20 protein-coding genes are annotated in these 17,965 nt (G+C 67.4%); 7 read left to right on the top strand and 13 right to left on the bottom strand.

Going from position 1 to position 17,965, the window contains the following annotated elements; translation table 11 throughout:
* Positions 1 to 12: 12 nt before the first annotated feature.
* Both Q8Z05_RS09025 and Q8Z05_RS21465 read right to left on the bottom strand, forming a co-directional pair.
* On the bottom strand, positions 13 to 756 hold the full coding sequence (locus tag Q8Z05_RS09025) for a methyltransferase family protein (protein ID WP_305943126.1): 744 nt from the start codon (positions 754 to 756) through the stop codon (positions 13 to 15).
* Positions 674 to 847, bottom strand: coding sequence for a DUF2933 domain-containing protein (locus Q8Z05_RS21465; RefSeq protein ID WP_371745973.1), 174 nt, complete (start codon positions 845 to 847; stop codon positions 674 to 676). The genes Q8Z05_RS09025 and Q8Z05_RS21465 overlap by 83 nt, the downstream gene beginning before the upstream one ends.
* Here Q8Z05_RS21465 and Q8Z05_RS09020 point away from each other — a divergent pair.
* On the top strand, positions 780 to 950 hold the full coding sequence (locus Q8Z05_RS09020) for a hypothetical protein (RefSeq protein WP_305943125.1): 171 nt from the start codon (positions 780 to 782) through the stop codon (positions 948 to 950). The two genes, Q8Z05_RS21465 and Q8Z05_RS09020, sit on opposite strands and share 68 nt — an antisense overlap.
* 193 nt (positions 951 to 1,143) lie before the next feature.
* Entirely contained in the window at positions 1,144 to 1,485 is a 342-nt protein-coding gene (locus tag Q8Z05_RS09015; protein WP_305943124.1) for a heavy-metal-associated domain-containing protein, read from the top strand.
* Between the two features lie 81 nt (positions 1,486 to 1,566).
* Here the strand turns inward: Q8Z05_RS09015 and Q8Z05_RS09010 are convergent, their stop codons facing one another.
* The gene (locus tag Q8Z05_RS09010) at positions 1,567 to 1,998 is read right to left on the bottom strand and encodes a hypothetical protein (protein ID WP_305943123.1); all 432 of its coding nucleotides are present in this window, start codon (positions 1,996 to 1,998) and stop codon (positions 1,567 to 1,569) included.
* 48 nt (positions 1,999 to 2,046) lie between these two features.
* Positions 2,047 to 2,496 (bottom strand): universal stress protein, encoded by a 450-nt coding sequence (locus Q8Z05_RS09005; RefSeq protein ID WP_305943122.1) that lies wholly within the window; start codon positions 2,494 to 2,496, stop codon positions 2,047 to 2,049.
* A 180-nt stretch (positions 2,497 to 2,676) separates the two neighbouring features.
* On the opposite strand from Q8Z05_RS09005, the gene Q8Z05_RS09000 reads away from it, so the two are divergent.
* Positions 2,677 to 3,318: a class I SAM-dependent methyltransferase gene (locus Q8Z05_RS09000; protein WP_305943121.1), complete on the top strand. Its 642-nt coding sequence runs from the start codon at positions 2,677 to 2,679 to the stop codon at positions 3,316 to 3,318.
* 78 nt (positions 3,319 to 3,396) lie between these two features.
* Here the strand turns inward: Q8Z05_RS09000 and Q8Z05_RS08995 are convergent, their stop codons facing one another.
* Together Q8Z05_RS08995 and Q8Z05_RS08990 are read right to left on the bottom strand one after the other, a co-directional pair.
* The gene (locus tag Q8Z05_RS08995) at positions 3,397 to 4,575 is read right to left on the bottom strand and encodes a fatty acid desaturase family protein (protein ID WP_305943120.1); all 1,179 of its coding nucleotides are present in this window, start codon (positions 4,573 to 4,575) and stop codon (positions 3,397 to 3,399) included.
* Positions 4,576 to 4,588: 13 nt separating this feature from the next.
* Positions 4,589 to 5,728 (bottom strand): ferredoxin reductase, encoded by a 1,140-nt coding sequence (locus Q8Z05_RS08990; protein ID WP_305943119.1) that lies wholly within the window; start codon positions 5,726 to 5,728, stop codon positions 4,589 to 4,591.
* A 99-nt stretch (positions 5,729 to 5,827) separates the two neighbouring features.
* Here Q8Z05_RS08990 and Q8Z05_RS08985 point away from each other — a divergent pair, with 99 nt between their 5' ends.
* Entirely contained in the window at positions 5,828 to 7,030 is a 1,203-nt protein-coding gene (locus tag Q8Z05_RS08985) for a PucR family transcriptional regulator (protein WP_305943118.1), read from the top strand.
* On the opposite strand, the gene Q8Z05_RS08980 is transcribed toward Q8Z05_RS08985, so the two are convergent.
* A complete protein-coding gene (locus Q8Z05_RS08980; RefSeq protein WP_305943117.1) occupies positions 7,031 to 8,644 on the bottom strand; it encodes a peptide chain release factor 3 in 1,614 nt (537 codons plus the stop codon).
* A 337-nt stretch (positions 8,645 to 8,981) separates the two neighbouring features.
* On the opposite strand from Q8Z05_RS08980, the gene disA reads away from it, so the two are divergent.
* Positions 8,982 to 10,058 carry a DNA integrity scanning diadenylate cyclase DisA gene (gene disA / locus Q8Z05_RS08975; RefSeq protein ID WP_305943116.1) on the top strand — a complete coding sequence of 359 codons (1,077 nt, stop codon included), beginning with the start codon at positions 8,982 to 8,984 and terminating at the stop codon, positions 10,056 to 10,058.
* A gap of 8 nt (positions 10,059 to 10,066) precedes the next feature.
* Here the strand turns inward: disA and Q8Z05_RS08970 are convergent, their stop codons facing one another.
* Positions 10,067 to 10,747, bottom strand: coding sequence for a hypothetical protein (locus Q8Z05_RS08970; protein WP_305943115.1), 681 nt, complete (start codon positions 10,745 to 10,747; stop codon positions 10,067 to 10,069).
* Between the two features lie 255 nt (positions 10,748 to 11,002).
* On the opposite strand from Q8Z05_RS08970, the gene Q8Z05_RS08965 reads away from it, so the two are divergent.
* Positions 11,003 to 11,821 carry an A/G-specific adenine glycosylase gene (locus Q8Z05_RS08965; protein WP_305943516.1) on the top strand — a complete coding sequence of 273 codons (819 nt, stop codon included), beginning with the start codon at positions 11,003 to 11,005 and terminating at the stop codon, positions 11,819 to 11,821.
* Between the two features lie 77 nt (positions 11,822 to 11,898).
* Complete coding sequence (locus Q8Z05_RS08960) at positions 11,899 to 12,396, top strand: hypothetical protein (protein ID WP_305943114.1); 498 nt, start codon at positions 11,899 to 11,901, stop codon at positions 12,394 to 12,396.
* On the opposite strand, the gene dhaM is transcribed toward Q8Z05_RS08960, so the two are convergent.
* The 5 genes from dhaM to Q8Z05_RS08935 form a co-directional block, all read right to left on the bottom strand.
* Positions 12,393 to 13,067 (bottom strand): dihydroxyacetone kinase phosphoryl donor subunit DhaM, encoded by a 675-nt coding sequence (gene dhaM, locus Q8Z05_RS08955; protein WP_305943113.1) that lies wholly within the window; start codon positions 13,065 to 13,067, stop codon positions 12,393 to 12,395. The two genes, Q8Z05_RS08960 and dhaM, sit on opposite strands and share 4 nt — an antisense overlap.
* The gene (gene dhaL / locus Q8Z05_RS08950) at positions 13,064 to 13,696 is read right to left on the bottom strand and encodes a dihydroxyacetone kinase subunit DhaL (RefSeq protein ID WP_305943515.1); all 633 of its coding nucleotides are present in this window, start codon (positions 13,694 to 13,696) and stop codon (positions 13,064 to 13,066) included. Before dhaL ends, dhaM begins: the two co-directional genes overlap by 4 nt.
* A gap of 2 nt (positions 13,697 to 13,698) precedes the next feature.
* Positions 13,699 to 14,700 carry a dihydroxyacetone kinase subunit DhaK gene (dhaK, locus tag Q8Z05_RS08945; RefSeq protein ID WP_305943112.1) on the bottom strand — a complete coding sequence of 334 codons (1,002 nt, stop codon included), beginning with the start codon at positions 14,698 to 14,700 and terminating at the stop codon, positions 13,699 to 13,701.
* 489 nt (positions 14,701 to 15,189) lie between these two features.
* Positions 15,190 to 15,708: an amino-acid N-acetyltransferase gene (locus Q8Z05_RS08940; RefSeq protein ID WP_371745950.1), complete on the bottom strand. Its 519-nt coding sequence runs from the start codon at positions 15,706 to 15,708 to the stop codon at positions 15,190 to 15,192.
* A 24-nt stretch (positions 15,709 to 15,732) separates the two neighbouring features.
* Positions 15,733 to 17,868: an alpha/beta fold hydrolase gene (locus Q8Z05_RS08935; RefSeq protein ID WP_305943110.1), complete on the bottom strand. Its 2,136-nt coding sequence runs from the start codon at positions 17,866 to 17,868 to the stop codon at positions 15,733 to 15,735.
* Positions 17,869 to 17,965: the final 97 nt, after the last annotated feature.

Genomic DNA, 17,965 nt, shown 5'->3' with positions numbered 1-17,965 from the left:
TCTCCCCGGTCATCACGGACCCTCGTGCGGTCTTTGCGCGGTACCGGCAGGGCGGCGTCCGAACCGGGGGATGAATCCGGGGACCTGGCGCCGGTAGGCGGCATTTGTTTCGCCGAAATCGGCGTCCATGAGGCGCTCCTCCTTCCGGGCAAGGCGCAGGTAGACGAAGACCAGGACCGGGAACATCAGCAGGGTCAGCAGCGTGGGCCACTGCAGCAGGAACCCGGCCATGATGGTCAGGAAACCCACGTACTGCGGATGCCGCACCGTGCCGTAGGGACCCGTGCTCGCCAGGCGGTGGTCCCGCTGGGCCGCGAAGAGGACCTGCCAGGACCGATAGAGCAGGATAAACCCTGCCGCGATCAGCACGTTGCTGACCAAGTGCAGCGGACTCAGGTGCGGATCCCCCTGCCAGCCTGTCAGGTCCTGCCACAAATGCCCTGAGTTGTGGCTCAGGAGATCCAGGCCCGGTATCCGGTTCCCCAGCCACCCCGAAAGCAGGTAGATCGTCAGCGGGAAGCCATACATCTCGGTAAACAGAGCCACGATGAAAGCGGAAAACCCGCCCAGCGCCCGCCAGTCCAGTTTCGTCCTGGGCCTGACGAAACTGAAGGCGAAGATGATGAACACGGCAGAATTGATGACCACCAGCCACCACAGGTTGTACCCGTAATCAGTGGACACGCCCGGCCCCTTGTCCGCCACCGGGGAGCCCACCGGCGCCCCCATGCCCCTCGTGCCCCCGGTGAACGCCATGCATGAACAGGTGCATGCCCATCATGAGCACCACCCCCAGGTACGGCAAGGCATCGAGGATGTGCAGCCAATGGTTCGAGATCAAGTACACGGAAGCTGCGGCAATGAAGACGGTGAGCAAGGCCTGCGTCCAGGACCGGGACGGCCGCCGGGGCGGGAACTGCTGCGGGCCGGACAGGCTGCTCATACCCTGAGTTTCCGCCCCGCGTCACCGGAGAGGTAGAGCCATACGGCCCGCACTGCTAAACCCTGCGGACTCTTGCCAACGATACCCCCTGGGGGTATCCTTGGAGTGTTGCCAGTGACGTGGTTTGTCCAGGCCCGGGCCGTTACAGCCGTTCAACCGCAACAGCTCTTTCTTATCCCTCGCTTCAAAGGAAAACTGACATGTGCGGAACACCCGAAACACGAACCCAGCTCCCCCTGGCCTCCACGGCCCAGCAGGGCTGCAGCTGCTGCTCGCCCGCCGACACGCAGAACGCGGTTCCCGCCGCAGTAAAGCCGGCAGTTCAGGCTTCCGGCGCGCAGTATGCCCTGGAGGGGCTGACCTGCGGACACTGTGTCCGGACCGTTGAAAAGGCCGTGTCCGGCGTGTCCGGGGTTAAGTCAGCAACGGTGGACCTGGTCCCGGGCGGAACCTCGCGGCTGAGCATCACCGGCGCCGCGGACCGGGCGGCGCTGGCTGAGGCCGTGCGCTCCTCCGGCTATGTCCTGGCCGGCGCGAAGTAGCCTACCCCTGCACAGCCGCTGGCCCCGGCGAAGGGCTCCGGCCTCCCGGACCGCGCCGGTGGTCAGTGACCACCCGGCTGGTCAGTGGCCTCCGGTGTGACTGCCGGTATGGTCCACGGTGGGTTCCGGACCAGGGGTCACATCCCCTCCAGTACCGCTGATCGCCGGACCGATGACAAACGCGGACAGGGAGAACATGGCGGCGAAGACCAGCAGCCCCAACGCCGGTGCGATCCAGCTGCCAAACCGCCGATACAGGCGGACGAGCATGGGAATGGACGCCAGGAGCCCCAGCACCCCGAACAGCGCAGTCCCGCCGGATCCCGCCGCCAGCGCGGTTCCGGCGAGCAGCCCGATGTGATGCAGGACGTGCGGCAGGAGCCCCATGACCAGCCCCACCGCGCCGACCACCGTGTGCCACAGCGCGTGGAGCCTGCCTCGAAAGGTCCGCCCCGGAACCGTCTTCCCCTGGGAGCCGGCCGGCGGATGCGCATGGGAGTGGTCACTGGTCACGGTCGCTGCTTTCGCCGTGGAGTCGGCCACGGCGGGGCGACGGCCTCCTCATTCGTCGCCGGTCCGGGACCGGGTCCGGACAACCAGCACGGGACACGGAGAGTGGTGAATGACCTGCGTGGACACGGAGCCGAGCAGCAACCCGGTGAATCCGCCGAGACCGCGGGAACCCAGAACCAGCAGGTCCGCATTCTCGGCAGCGCGCAGGAGCATGGCAGCCGCGTTGCCCTGGACAACCTCACCGGTCACCGTCAGGCCCTCGCTGTCCACACGCTTCAGGGCCTCGTTCTGGAGGCGGCGGGCCGTCTGTGGGAAGACGTCCGGGTCCCGGACCAGACCTTCGGTCCCGACGGTGACTGGCGGAAACTCCCACGCTGTCACCACCCGGACCTGGCCGTGGCGCAACCGCGCCTCCGTGACTGCCCACTCCAGGGCGAGACGCGACGGAGCCGAACCGTCCACCCCGGCCAGGACCCTGAATCCTCCGTCGCCGCCCATCGCTGCCGCCCTTCGTCAGGTTCTTCACCAGTGTTGCTCTCAGTGTGTTCCCCGCATGATTTTTGCCGCAAGGGTCGAAGATCCCGGGCCCGTCACTTGCGCCAGACGGGGCCGGACCAGGATCCGATGCAGGATAGTGGTAGCAAGACCGGCCAGCCACGCTGAACCAAGGAGGCACCGATGCCGGAAACCAGCCCGCGAAGTTCATCCTTCGGTCCATACTTCGCCCGCGTCGGCCCGCGCATGGACGCACGCGGGGCGGCCGACCACCGCCGGCGCCTCGTCGGGGCCGCTCATGGTGCCGTCGTCGAAATCGGGGCGGGCTACGGGGCCACCTTTCCCTACTACCCCGCCACCGTCACCAGCGTGCTGGCGCTCGAACCGGACCCGACGCTCCGGGCGCTGGCGCTTGCCGAGGCCGGCAAGGCACGGGTCCCCATCACAGTTCACGACGGCGTGGCGGAGTCACTGCCGGCGGCAGACGAATCGGTGGACGTGGTGGTCTCCAGCCTGGTCCTGTGCAGCGTGGCGGACCAGTCAGCCGTCCTGGCAGAGACCATACGGGTCCTGCGGCCCGGCGGTTTGCTGCTGTTTTATGAACATGTCCGATCCGAGCACTTCATGCTCGCCGTCCTGGAGGACCTGCTCACTCCCCTGTGGAGCCGGCTGGCCGGCGGATGCCACCCGAACCGCGATACCGCCGCCGGGATCGCGTCAGCGGGCCTCACCCTGCAGACCGTGGAGCGCTTCGGATTCTCGGCCCTCCCCGGCAATCCGCGGGTAGCCCACATCCTTGGCTCGGCCGCAAAGCCCCCTGAATAGCTCTCACAAAAAGGGACGCCTGCCGCGATGGCAGGCGTCCCTTTCGTCAATTAATCGAGCCCGTTGTGGACCCAGGCATCAGGCCTTTTTGGGCGGCAGTGCCAGCTTGAAGACCTTGGCCCAGGTGGAGCCGACCTGCTTCCACATCGGACCGGTGGTGTACGGCAGGCCGTACCGCTTGCAGATCTCCTGCACCTTCGGCGCCACCTCGGCGTAGCGGTTGGACGGGATGTCCGGGAAGAGGTGGTGCTCGATCTGGTGCGACAGGTTGCCCGTCATGAGGTGCATGAACTTGGAACCGGAGATGTTGGCCGAACCGATCATCTGCCGCACGTACCAGTCACCGCGGGTCTCGCCTTCCACCATTTCCTCGGTGAAGGTGTCCGTCCCCTCGGGGAAGTGACCACAGAAGATCACCGCGTGGGCCCAGACATTGCGGATCGCATTCGCGGTCAGGGTGCCGTAGAGCGCCTGCTTGCCGGAGCCGGTCAGCATTGCGACGGCCGGGGTTGCGGCGTAATCCTTGGTGAACTGCTTGAGGGCTTTCACACCGAGGGCCTTGAGGTCCTTGGTGAGGGCCTCCTTGGACTTGTTGCCCTCCTTGAAGTCCTGCAGCTCGAGATCGTAGATTGCGATGCCCCACTCGAAGATCGGGGCCAGCAGGGCGTTGTAAAGCGGGTTGCCCAGGTTGAACGGCTTCCACTCCTGCTGGGGGTCCATGCGCAGGAGGTTGTATCCGACGTCGTTGTCCTTGCCCACCACGTTGGTCCAGCGGTGGTGCAGGTCGTTGTGCGTGTGCTGCCAGGCGCGGGCCGGAGTAACGAAGTCCCACTCCCAGGTGGTGGAGTGGATGTCCGGGTCCCGCATCCAGTCCCACTGGCCGTGCAGCACGTTGTGCCCGATCTCCATGTTTTCCAGGATCTTGGCCAGGCTCAGCAGCGTGGTGCCGGCAACCCAGGCGCCCTTGTTCCGGCTCACCAGGAGCGTCGCACGGCCGGAGATCTCCAGGCCGCGCTGGATCTTGATCATGCGGCGGATGTAGGCGGCGTCGGAGGCTCCGCGCTTGGCCAGGATGTCGTCCTTGATGGCATCAAGTTCGCGGCCCAGCTCAGCCACCTGCTCGTCGGAGAGGTGCGCCGCGGCCGGCGGACGGACCAGGGGGCTGCCGGAGGTGGCCAGCGCCCCGCGCCGCGCCTTCGCAGCGGGCACAACGGCGTCTTCCGTGGTCTCGGCTTCGTGGTTGGTAACTATTGCCATGCGGTGGTGCTCCTCAAATGTCGAGGTTAACGGGTCCGGCTGCTGCCGATACACACGTCTGGATTAGTTGGCCCGGCTCGCCATGGACTTCGCCGGTGCGGAGGTCGCGGACATGCCCGGCCCGCAGGGGGGTGAGGCAGCTGTGGCAGATGCCCATCCGGCAGCCGCTGGGCATCAGCACGCCGGCGTCTTCGCCGACGTCCAGGAGGGGGGTGCTGCCGTCCGCCTCCACCTCGCGGTCGGAGGCCTCAAAGGTGACCAGTCCGCCGTCGTGCCCGGCCCCGGCGGCCAGGCTGGTGGTGAACCGTTCGATGATGAGGTTGATCGGGTCGGCAGCAAACGGCCCCTCCGGCTGATGGGATTCTCCGCCGGCGGCGGAACCGTCAGTGGCGGACCCTTCAGCCGCCGCAGCGGCGGCTTCCGCGGACCACAGCGCTTCGGCGTCGTCCAGGAAGCCCTCCGGCCCGCAGGCATAGGCAGCGCGGTGGCGCCAGTCCGGGCAGAGCTCGTCCAGCACGGCGGCGGAGGAAAAGTCCACCCGGCCGCGTTCGCCGGTGAACCAGTGCGTGACCTTGAAGTTGGGGAACTGATCGGCAAGCTCCGACAGCTCTTCCCGGAAGATGCTGTCCGCCGGGGTCCGGGCTGAATGGATCAGCACGACGTCCGCGTCCGGACGGTGCGGCACCAGCGTGCGCACCATGGACATGACGGGGGTGATGCCGCTGCCAGCAGTGAGCATCAGCAGCGGCCTCGGGTGCTCGGGGAGGACGAAATCGCCCTGCGGCGGGGCCAGGAACAGCACATCACCGGGCCGCGTGTCGCGGACCAGGACACCGGAAACGGCGCCGACGTCGGTCACCGTGATGGCGGGATCCTGGCCGGCGGGTGCGCTCAGTGAATAGGAACGCCAGTGCCGCACGCCGTCGAGTTCGACGCCGATGCGGGCCCACTGGCCAGCCTGGTGCGCCTTCCAGCCACGGCCTGGGCGGAAGAAAATGGTGGCGGAATCGGCCGTCTCGGCGACCACCCTGGTGACCACGCCGCGCAACTGGCGGGCGGAGAACACAGGATTGAACAGCGACAGAATGTCTTCTGGAGCTAGCGGGGTGGTCAGTACAGATGCGGCGCGCGCCAGCTTACGGAGCCGGATCATGTTATTAACCTTATGTTGGATCGAGGCATATTTCTTCTCCCAAGGCATACGATCGAACGTTCCAAACTGTTCCCCCGAAACAACTTATGGAAGTCTCTCATGAACCCTCCCGCCTCGAAGAGTCCCGCAACCCCCGCGTATGATCCGCCGTGGCTCGCCTTGCCCCGGGAAGTCAGCGACCTGCTGCGCCCCAGGATGCCCGGCATTGTGGAGGCCATCATCGATGCAGTCCCGCAGCTGGTTCCGGCCTATGCCAGGCCCATCGAAGGCCGCTTCGGGCGCGGCCTGAGGCGCGGGGTGGCTGCGGCACTGGAGCGGTTCCTCCAGCTGCCCGGCACCAGGCTGCCCGCACTTTCCGAGGAAAGCCGGGAGCTTGTGGCGGGCCTCGGCAGCGGCGAATTCCGCCAGGGCCGGAGCATGGACGCGCTGCTGAGCGCCTACCGCATGGGCGCCCGCGTGACCTTCCGGGAGATGTCCAGGATCTCGATGGAGAAGGACCTGGGCCAGAGCGTTGTGGTGGACCTGGGCGAATCGATCCTGGCCTACATCGACGAGCTGTCCGCCGTCAGCGCCGAGGCCTACGCCTTTGAACAGTCCGAACGCGCGGGGGCGGTGGACCGGCGCCGGACCGAGCTGCTGGAACTGCTGCTGATGGGCCAGGCGGACGAGGCGGCCCTGCGGCAGGCCGCGTCCATGGCCGACTGGTCGCTGCCGGCGAGGCTCGTGGTGGTGACGCTTCCGCTGGACCGGTCCGCCGGGCTCCGGCTGCAGCTGGGTCCGGGGACGCTGGTGGTGGAACGCGAAACAGACGCCGTGGCCCTTGTTCCCGCGCGGAAATCCGACTCTGCCCGGGCCGCGTTGGAGAAGGTGTTGAAGGGCCGGTCCGCTGCCGTGGGGCCCGCGGGCAGCTGGGAAAAAGTGCCCGACTCGCTGCGGCTGGCCGTGCTGGCCGCCTCGGTGCTGCCGCCTAGGGAAGACCCCGAGGACCCGCCCATCTGGGCCGACGACCACCTGGCGCAGATCATCCTGGGCTCCGAGCCCTCGGCCATCGCGGAACTGGCGGAGCGCAGGCTTGAACCCCTGGAAGGGCTTCGGCCGGCCCAGCGGGAAAGGCTGGCGGAAACCCTCCTCTCCTGGCTGCGGCATTGGGGCCAGCGGGCTCCGGTGGCCGCCGAGCTCGGCATCCATCCGCAGACCGTGGGTTACCGGGCGGCGCAGCTGCGTGAACTCTTCGGTGACGCGCTGGAAGACCCCCGGGCCCGGTTCGAGCTGGAGCTGGCCTTGCATGCGGGGCGGCGCTAGCTACTTCGCAGGGTTGTGGGTTCCGATCGGCACCAGGGTGAGGTCCGGGTGGTTCTTCTCGATCCGTCGCAGCGCCCAGACATCGTTGAACAGGGCAAGGTATTCGCCATCGGAGCGCAGCAGCACCTCGGCGCCCGGCACGTTGGCCAGCGCGGGCATGGCGTCCGCCGTCGAAATCCTTGCCATCGAGTACGGGAGGCGCTCCAGGCGCATGGGTGCGCTGAAGTCGTGCGCCATGCGGTCCTCCACCACTTCGAACTGCATGGGACCGACGGCGGCGAGCACCGGCGCCTGGTCACCGCGGATGTCGGAGCGGAGCACCTGGATGACGCCCTCGTGTTCAAGCTGCTCGATGCCGCGGCGGAACTGCTTGAAGCGGCTGGGGTCCTTGGAACGTGCCACCTGGAAGTGTTCCGGCGCGAACAGCGGGATCGCGGGGAACTCCACGGGTTCGTCCAGGAACAGGCTGTCGCCCACTCGGAGGGACGAGGCGTTCACCAGTCCGACGACGTCGCCGGGGAACGCTTCGTCAATGACCTCGCGCTCACGGCCGAACACCTGCTGCGCGTACTTGGTGGCGAACGACTTCCCGGTGCGCGTCTGCGTGACCACCATGCCGCGCTCGAAGACGCCGGAGCACACGCGGATGAACGCAACGTGGTCGCGGTGGGCCTTGTTCATGCCGGCCTGGACCTTGAAGACGAAGCCCGCGAACGGGGCGTCCACCGGGCGGGGGTCGCCGTCAACGTCGGGACGCGGCGCCGCCGGCGGGGCGAAGTCCACGAGGGCGTCCAGGATTTCCTTGACGCCGAAGTTGAGGGCGGCCGAACTGAAAAGGATGGGGGTTGCTTTGCCGGCGTGGAAGGCGTCGACGTCGAACTCGAGGTTGGATTCGATGACCAGCCCGGCTTCGTCCACGGCGTTGGACCAGTCGTCACCTTGGTTGGCTGCGGCCTCTTCCGGGGTGAAGTACTCGGTGAGCGCGATGTTGGCACCGGCGTTGTTGCGCTGGAACCGGGCGAAGCGGTCGTTACGGAGGTCCCACACGCCGCGGAAGTCGCCGGAGATGCCCACGGCCCAGGTCAGCGGCATGGGCTGGAGTCCCGTCCGCTCGGTGATTTCGTCCATGAGTGCCAGGGCATCCAGGCCCGGACGGTCCCACTTGTTGATCACGGTGATGATGGGCAGGTTGCGCTGCTTGCAGACCTCGAACAGCTTCATGGTCTGCGTCTCGAGGCCCTTGGCGGCATCAACAAGCATCACGGCGCAGTCCACGGCGGCCAGGACGCGGTAGGTGTCCTCGGAGAAGTCCGCGTGGCCGGGGGTGTCCAGGAGGTTGATCACGGTGTCCCGGTAGGCGAACTGCAGGGCAGCGGAGCTGATGGAGATGCCGCGGTCCTTCTCCATCTGCATCCAGTCCGAGACCGTTTCCTTACGGTTGGCCTTGCCGCTGGAGGCGCCGGCAGTGCCGATCACCTTGGCGTGCAGGGCCAGGGCTTCGGTAAGCGTCGATTTGCCGGCGTCAGGGTGGGAAATGACCGCGAAGGTCCGACGCCGGGCCGCCTGCTTGTGAATCTCGTGGACTCGGGCGGGGCTGAGGACTTCTTGGGACACGGTGCTACTTTCGCTGCGACTTAGGGTCTGGTGGGGATTTGAACGTGGGGGCCGTCACACGTGAACTGTGCAGCCAAGGTTTCCAGTTTATCGCAGGGCGGCAGGGGCAGCCGGTGGGAAGCCCAAGTGCCGTTTCCCGCCGTCGTCGTCCACCGCCTTTCCGGACCACCGTTCGTGAGCGCCAGACGGGCCACTTTGAGGCTTGTCCGTGCGGTTAATGCGGTTCTTTGCCCCTAGTATGGAGCCAGTGGGAAAATGAGTACTTTTGATCCTGCCGGCGGCATCGTAAAACCGGCATACCCGCAGGCACCGGCTTGCACCTTTGAAGGGACAACCTATGGCTCGGAGCCCTGAAGATTCGCTTAAGGCGACTCTGGGCAGAGTGGCTCCAGGCACCGCTCTGCGCGACGGCCTGGAACGCATCCTCCGCGGACGCACCGGCGCGCTGATCGTCCTCGGCTCGGACCGCACCATCGAGTCCATCTGCTCCGGCGGGTTCGATATCGGGATCGACTTCTCCCCCACCCGCCTTCGCGAGCTGGCCAAAATGGACGGTGCCATCATCTGCGACAAGGACGCCGGCAACATCCTCCGGGCCGCCGTGCAGCTGGTTCCGGACTCGAGCATCGAAACGCAGGAATCCGGTACCAGGCACCGCACGGCGGAACGCGTCGCCATCCAGACCGGTGTTCCCGTGATTTCGGTCAGCCAGTCCATGCAGATCATCGCGCTGTACGTGAACGGGCTGCGGCACGTCCTGGAAGGCTCGGAAAAGGTCCTTGCCCGCGCCAACCAGGCGCTTGCCACCCTGGAACGGTACAGGTCCCGCCTGGACCAGGTCACCAGTTCCCTCTCCGCCCTGGAAATCGAAGCCATGGTGACCGTCCGCGACGTCGCCGTGACCCTTCAACGCCAGGAGATGGTGCGCCGGATCTCCGAGGAGATCTCCCAGTACGTACTCGAACTGGGAGAGGACGGACGCCTGCTCTCCCTGCAACTGGACGAGCTCACGGTGGGCCGCGGACCCGGCAGCGACGTGATCATCCGCGATTACGCCGGTCCGAACGCGTCCCCGGAGGACATCGACGGCGCCGTCAACGCCCTGCTCAATCTGGGCCCCACCGAGCTGATCGACCTCAGCAGGATCGCCGGAATCATCGGCTTCGCGGGCGGCGTGGACACGCTCGACGCCGTGGTGCAGCCACGCGGGTACCGTCTCCTGTCCGGCCTGAAGGCCGTGCCCAAGGCCGTTGCGGACAGGCTCGTTGACCACTTCGGCGGCCTCCAGTACCTGATGGCGGCCACCATCGACGACCTCATGACCGTGGATGGCATCGGCGACCAGCGGGCCCGCACGGTCCGCGAGGGACTGAGCCGCATGGCCGAGGCAAGCCTGCTGGACCGGTTCCTCTAAACGCCTTCTCAGAGAAGCTGGAAAACGGCCTTGGTGCTGGACTTCGTTCCGAGCCTCGCCACGAACATGTAATACGCTCCGCCTGCGCCGGGCTTCGCGGACACCGCGCCGCAGCCGGGCACGCTGCGGTTGCGCTGCCACGGGAAGTTGGCAGTCTCGCTCTGGCCCGGAGCAATGGTCTTCACCAGGTCACTGCTCTCCGCCTGGCAGTCAACCGAGGAGAAGATCCGGTCGGAGCCGCTGGTCACCGTGTACTCCATCTGCGACGTGCCCAGGTTCACCTCGCACGCCACTTTTCCGCCGTTCGTGACCTTCAGGCTGAGCAGCGGGGTCTCGCCCGCCGCGTAGGCAGCCTTGTCCGTGGACGCGGAGACAGTGACCAGGCCCTGGTCGCACGTTGGCGTCGCCGGGGTGCTGGGCGTGGCAGACGCGGACGGCTCGGCGTCGGGCTTGGCGGACTGCGCTTCCGAACCGTTCCGCTCCGTGGAGGAGGCCTGCTCGGAGGAACGCATGGCGCCGGACACGGCAGCAAAACCTCCCAGCGCCACCGAGGCAACCAGGAGCAGAACCAGGCCAACGAACAGCCTGCGACGGCGGTAGACAGCCTTCAGCGGAGGCCGCCCCGCCTTCCGGCCGGGGGTGCCCTTCGGTTTCGAACCGTTCTTTCCTGAAGTGCCTTGCCTGACCATCCTTCTAGGCTAGAGAACGCCGGGCACATTGGCGCACCACCACGCCGGGAAGGCGGACCCCTGGCCAGTATCCACTACAGTATTTGCATCGACGCCTTAGCCGCACCCACTGCCACGCCCCCGGCGAGTCGCCCCGTGCTGCCGCCGCTCGCACCGCTCCACGAAGCCCTTGACCGCTGGTTCGCTGACACCGCAAGGGAGCTGCCCTGGCGCGACCCTGACTGCACGCCTTGGGGTGTCCTGGTCAGCGAAATCATGCTGCAACAGACACCCGTGGTCCGTGTCCTGCCCGTGTGGGAGGACTGGCTCCGCCGCTGGCCCACGCCCGCGCACCTCGCCGCCGAAGCGTCCGGCGAGGCAGTCCGGCACTGGGGCAGGCTCGGCTATCCGCGGCGGGCACTGCGCCTGCACGCGGCAGCCGCCGCCGTCGTCGAGAAGCACGACGGCGAGGTGCCGGGAACGTACGACGCCCTGCTGGAGCTTCCCGGAGTGGGCAGCTACACGGCCGCAGCGGTAGCGGCGTTCGCCTTCGGCCGCCGAGAGACCGTTGTGGACACCAACATCCGCCGCGTCCACGCGCGGCTCTTTTCGGGTGCGGCCCTGCCGGCGCAATCGCTCACGGCGGCGGAAATGCGGCTGGCCGCCGAACTTCTGCCGGCCGACGTCGGGCTTTCGGTCCGCTGGAACGCGGCGGTGATGGAGCTGGGAGCCCTGGTCTGCACGGCAAGGGCACCGAAGTGCGGTGACTGCCCGGTGCGCGGCGCCTGTGCGTGGCTGGCGGCTGGCGAGCCGCCGCCGTCGTACACCCCGAAAGGGCAGTCCTGGCACGGCACCGACCGGCAGGTCCGCGGCGCCGTGATGGCCGTCCTCCGCCTGGCGGACGCGCCGGTGGCGCCGGAGATGTTCCACCAGCCCGCTGCGGACCTGGGCTTCGAAGCCAGCGGCATCGGCGTCCCGCTTGCCGCGCTGCACCGGCTGAATTCCGCCCCGGAACAGCTGGAACGGGCCTTGGCGGGGCTGGTCAGCGACGGCCTCGCCGAGCTGCACCCTGCCGGCCTGCGGCTCCCCGCCTGAGGTTCGTTACGCATTCGTTCCGGAACTGGAATCACCCTGTGCTGGTGTGGCCGGCACCGGCGGATCTACGCTGAAGCATGCGCAGCTTGGGAGTGCTTCTGGCAGCGGTCACGACGTCGATCCTCCCCTCCGCGTGCCTGCCCGAGGCAGTGCCTTGCCCGGCCATCGCGCAGGCACCCGTGGTGGCCCTGACCGTGGCGGCCAGCTACGCGCCACACGTCAAGGCCATCCACCTGAAGGCCTGCCAGGACGGCACGTGCCGGGAAGCCGACCTCGACCTGATGCCCGGCAGCACCGCAGTGGACCTGGGTTGCGAACCCTCCGCTGGCCCCGACGGCGTATGTTCCGCAACGTCCTCGCCTGACGGCACCCTCACGGGTATGCTGATGATGGATGTCCTGACCGAATCCCGCATTGATGCCACGGCCACGGGCACCTCCACGGCGGGGACTCCGCTGCCGGAGCGCACGCTGACTTTCCTGCCACGGGCGGAGTACCCCTATGGCGAGCAGTGCGGACAGTTCATCACAGCCGGCGTCCTGCTGGATGAAGACGGGCTCAGGCCGGCCAGCTAGGGCTCGCCGAACCCAGCTTCCACCAGGCCGCCGACGTACTTCACAGCCTTGCTGGCGTCCGGCCCCCAGGCCTCCACATGGAGGACTGACCCCTTGCCCGCACCCAAGGTCATCAGGCCCGTCATGGACGCCCCGTCCACCCCGTTGACTGTCACGTCCGCGTCCATGCCCGCCAGTCCCCCGGCAATCTTCGCGGCGGGACGGGCGTGCATGCCCGCTTGGTTGACCAGCGCAAAATCACCCGCGGCCTGGGGCGGCCCGGACATCTCCGCTTCCGCCGGCACCTCCGGCGCCGGAGCACGGCGGACCGCTTCGGCCGCCTGCTTCACCCTCGTTGCGTCCGCCCCCGACTGCGCCGCAACAGCTGCCGCCACCAGACCCTCGACCAGGGGCGCATCGGCCAAGAGGACCGTGTCCGGATCCGGCAGGAATTCAACAGCCGATTCGGCCGTCATCACGGCGGAGCCGAGGTCCGTCAGCACCACCACGCCGTCGCCGCCGGCCGCCTGTTCCAGGGCCGCCATGACCTTTTCGAGGCTGGTCCCGATCCGGCCGTCATCGGTACCGCCCGCCGGGAGGATCACGACGTCGGGTGCCATTTGGGCGGCCAGCTCCACGGCGCCGTCGGCGATTTTTTCGCTATGGGACACCACGACGAGGCGGACCGTCATTCAGCTGCCCCGGCCGCGGCCCGCAGGATGAGGGCGGTGGAGACGGCACCGGGGTCGCGGTGGCCGGCGCTGCGCTCCCCCAGGTAGCTGGCGCGCCCCTTGCGGGCGATCAGCGGATCAGTGGCGACGGCACCGGCCTCGGCGGCCTCCGCTGCCGCGAGGAGGACTTTGACGACGTTCCCGTCGCCTTCGGCGGCCTGCGCCGCGGCGGCATCGACGGCGGGCGTCCAGGCGTCCACCATGGTTTTATCGCCGGATTCGGCCTTGCCCCGGGCCACCACGCCGTCGCGGGCGGCCTGGATGGCAGCGGCCAGCGCGGCAGGATCGATGTCCGTTGTATCGCCCAGTGAGGTGGAAGCACGCAGGAACGCCGTGCCGTAGAGGGGGCCGGCGGCACCTCCCACCTTGGACATCAACGCCATGGCGGTGAGCTTCAGGGCCGCTCCCGGCGTGGCAGGGGGAGCCTCGGCGAGCTTTTCCATCACGGCCTTGAAGCCGCGGTCCATGTTTTCTCCGTGGTCCGAATCCCCGATGGCACGGTCCAGTTCAATCAGTTCCACCCGGTGGTCCGCCATGGCCTGCGCGGAAAGGGTCAGCCAGCGAACGGCCCAGTCAACGTCCAGCCCCATGGTCAGATGCCCCATCGCAGCGCGGCAGTGTGGACCGGGGCATCCCAAAGGCCGGTGAGTTCGTCGTCGAGCCGCAGCACCGTGATGGAGCAGCCTTGCATCTCCAGGGACGTGATGTAGTTGCCCACCAGGGAGCGCTCCACCGTGACACCCTTCTCCGCGAGCACCTGGGCGGCGCGGCGGTACACGATGTAGAGCTCGCTTTGGGGCGTCCCGCCCATGCCGTTCACGAACAGGAGCACCTTGTCGCCGGAGGCAATGCCGAGGTCGGACAGGATGGGCTCCAGAAGGCGGTCGGTGATGCCGTCGGCGTTTTCCATGGGGATCCGGTGCCGCCCGGGCTCACCGTGGATGCCGATGCCGATTTCGATTTCGTTCTCCTCCAGGTCAAAACTGGGCGTCCCGGCGTGCGGGACGGTGCAGGCAGTCAAGGCGACGCCCATGCTGCGGACGTTCTGGTTCACCCGGTCTCCGATGGCGGCGACCGCGTCCAGGCCGTCCCCGCGTTCCGCGGCCGCGCCGGCGATCTTCTCCACCAGGACCGTGCCGCCCACGCCGCGCCGGCCGGCAGTGTAGAGCGAGTCCTCCACAGCGACGTCGTCGTTGACCAGGACGGTGCGGACCTGGACGCCTTCGGCTTCCGCCATTTCGGCGGCCGTTTCGAAATTCAGGACGTCGCCGGTGTAGTTCTTGACGATATGCACGACTCCGGCGCCGGAGTTCACCGCGAGGGTCGCCGGAATGATCTGGTCGGGCGTGGGTGAGGTGAAGACGGCCCCGGGTACGGCGGCGTCGAGCATGCCCAGTCCGACGAATCCTCCGTGGAGCGGTTCGTGGCCGCTCCCGCCGCCGCTGACAAGGCCCACCTTCCCCGCCACCGGGGCATCTTTGCGGGTAATGAATTTGGGCTCGGCACTGATGTTCACGAGGTCCGCATGGGCCAGGCCGAAGCCTTCCACGGACTCGTCCACTACAGCGCGGGGATCATTGATCAGCTTCTTCATTGGAGGGCTCCCTGGAGTGTCCTGGCGGCTTTGTCTTGACCCTACTACCGCGGCCCGGGCAACGGTAGCGCCGTATCAAGTCGAGGGGCTAGTGCCCCCGGCAACGCCGGGCAAAAAAGGGCAAACGAAAAGGGACAGCCCCCAATTGACTGTCCCTTTCGCTCTCCAAGCTTGTGTCCCCGGGTCGGGCTCAGCGTTTCCCCCAGGAGGCCGGGACCAAGTCCGGCCACGCGGCGGCCCCTATGTGGAATGCCGACGCCTCGGAGGGCCGGCTGAGCGGATCGCTGCGGGTAAGAACCGCAGGCATATCCATCTGAAACGCCGAAAAATCCGGAAAAATGGCGAGTTCGCGCATTTCTGTCCTTAGAGGTGGTTTCGGGATCCGTGTCTTAGCTGGCAAGCCCTTTAATTTTATACATCGATTCGATATAAGGGAAGCCTCAGAAAGTAGGACATAATCGGCGAGCGCGGAAGCGTGGCGAAAGCTGCCTAGAGGGCCTTGATCATGCGGGTGTTGCCCAAGGTGTTCGGCTTGACCCGTGCGAGGTCCAGGAATTCCGCCACACCTTCGTCATGCGAGCGCAGCAACTCGGAATAGACCACCGGGTCCACGGCTGTCTGGTCGGCCATGACGTCGAAGCCGTGCTTCTTGAAGAAATCCACTTCGAAGGTCAGGCAGAACACACGCGAGACACCCAGTGCCTTGGCCTCTTCAAGGAGGCTTTCCACCAGCACGTGGCCCACACCCTTACCACGCCACGCGTCGGAGGCCGCGAGGGTGCGTACTTCCGCCAGGTCCTCCCACATGACGTGCAGGGCGCCGCAGCCGATCACCTCGCCGTCGGCCGACTCCGCGATCCTGAACTCCTGCAGGCTTTCGTAGTACGCCACAGTTTCCTTGGCCATCAGGATCCTCTTGTCCGCGAGCGGCGCCACCAGGCGCTTGATGGCAGCTACGTCGCTGGTGCGGGCGGGGCGGATACGGAAGGTCTCAGTCACAGCCCCCATCTTACGACCGCCCCACCCCCGGCCTCACAAGCCCAGGTCGGCAGGCAAAGGCACGCCCTGGTCCAGCACATTCTTCGCGAGGAAGTGCTCGACGACGCTGTACCAGACCTTGGCATGCTGCGGCTGCAGGATCCAGTGGTTCTCGTCGGGGTAGTAGAGGAACCGGTGCGGCGTCCGGCCGGCGTCGTCGGCCGCCAGCTGCGATTTGGACAGCAGTTCGTACCAGAGCCGCAAGCCCTCGCCTATGGGCACGCGGTAGTCCTTGTCGCCGTGGATCACCAGCATGGGCGTGCTGATCTTCTCCACGTGCAGGTGCGGCGAGTTGTCCAGGGCCATCTCGGCCGTCATTTCCTTCAGCCAGTACTGTGACGCATCCGTAGTGGGGCCGAACTGGTCCAGGGCCCACAGGCTGGCGTGGGTGACGATTGCGTCGAAACGGTCGGTCTGGCCCGCCACCCAGTTGGCCATGTAACCGCCGAACGAGCCGCCCATGGCCGCTGTCCGCGAAGCATCGATGTCCGGGCGTTCCACCGCCACGTCCGTGATTGCCATAAGGTCCGCGTAGGGCGCCTTGCCCCACTCTCCCCAGCCCCGCTGGATGTGGGCCTGGCCGTAGCCGGTGGACAGGGCAGGATCGGGCAGGAGCACGGCGTACCCTTTGGCCGCCAGCAGCCAGGGGTTCCAGCGCCAGGTCCAGGCGTTCCACGAGCCCAGGGGGCCGCCGTGGATCCACAGGAGCAGCGGCGCCGGGTCCTGCGCGGAGGCGCCGTCCGGCAGGGCCAGATAGGCGGGAACCCGGGTGCCATCGGCGGCTGACGCGTGGATGCGCTCCAGGGAGCCCTGGATACGGGGGCGTTCAGCAGGTGCCGGCAGTCGGGTGACGTCACCGCTCGCCAGGTCGATCCGAACCGCCTCGGGCGGAAATTCGTAGGAGCTCCGGAGCGCGTACGCACTCAGCCCGTCAGGCGAAACCACGACGTCGGTGTAGGCCGCCGCGTCACGCGTCACCCGGGTGACAATCGCTTCGGCGGCAGGCTCCGGAACAGTGATCCGGAAAACCGGCGACGCGCCGTCGTCGTCGGCTGTCACCAGGAGGGCGGAGCCGTCCGGCAGCCATGCGGCCTTGCTGGCCCAGCGGTCCCAGTCGCGGGCCAGCGGCCGTAGGTTCGCTTCCGGCTCCCCCGGGGCACCGGCGTCCAGCGTCCCGACGTCCAGAAGGTGGAGCTTGACCTGCGGAGCCTGGTGCGGAGTGGTGTCCGATTCGCTCATCACCACGAGAGTGCGGCTGTCCGGGCTCACCGGCCCCGCGAAGTAGCTCATGCCTTCGCTGTCCAGCAGGATCCGGTGCGTGGCAGTGGCCACGTCAATGGCCACCAGGACCGACCGTGAATCGGCCTTGGCCAGCGGCTTGTCGAAGCTGGTGTAGATCGTCCTGCCGTCGGGACTGACCACCGAATCTGCGTTGCGCAGCATGCCTGCCACGCCCGGGGTCAGGTTCCGGAGCTTCAGCGGTGCGGCAGCATCCACCGTCGCCGGCTTGCCGGGTTCCTGGTCCTCCCCCGGCTCCACAGCAAAAATCCGTGGCTGGTCCGGGCCCAGGTCGGCGTCCCAGTAGCGCACCGGATAGCCGCTGTGGAGGATGGCGGACACCTTGTTGTCCTTGCGGCTCTTCCGCCGCGCCTCGTCCGCTTCCTCGTCCGGGGAGCCCGCCAGCACGGATGCGGTGACGAACGTGGCACCGGCGTCCATGGCTGCCATCACGTGGCTGACCCCGCCGGCGCGCGAGAGCACTACGCGCGCTTCGCCGCCGTCGGACGGCAGCTGCCAGAGGGCGCTGACGGGCTCGTCCTCCGGGCTCTCAGGATCGGGGCGTGCCGACGTGAAGTAGAGATCCCCCGTTGAGGAAAAGGCCGCTCCGGCCTCGCCCTTGGCGCTGCGGGTGATCCGGCGGGCATGCTTCTCCCCCGCCGGATCAAGTTCCCAGAGCGCCGTCACATACTCGGTGCCCTTGGCGTTCAGCGTGGCGACAGTGGTCACCAGCCGTTTTCCGTCCGGGCTCAAAGCCAGCCCACCCACCCGGGGGATGGCCAGGTAATGGTCAATCTCGTGGAAAGGGGTCGCGGGTTGTTCACTCAGGATCGCTGAGTCCTCAGAAGCCATGAACAGATTCAACACCGGCTGTGGTCCGGATCACAGCACGTTCACTACTAGTGGAACAGTACTTTCAGAATCCGCCCAACCTCCGGCGACGGGCGGG

The organism is Arthrobacter oryzae (genome assembly GCF_030718995.1).
Lineage (GTDB): Bacteria > Actinomycetota > Actinomycetes > Actinomycetales > Micrococcaceae > Arthrobacter > Arthrobacter oryzae_C.
This window is presented reverse-complemented; position numbering and strand designations above follow the sequence as displayed.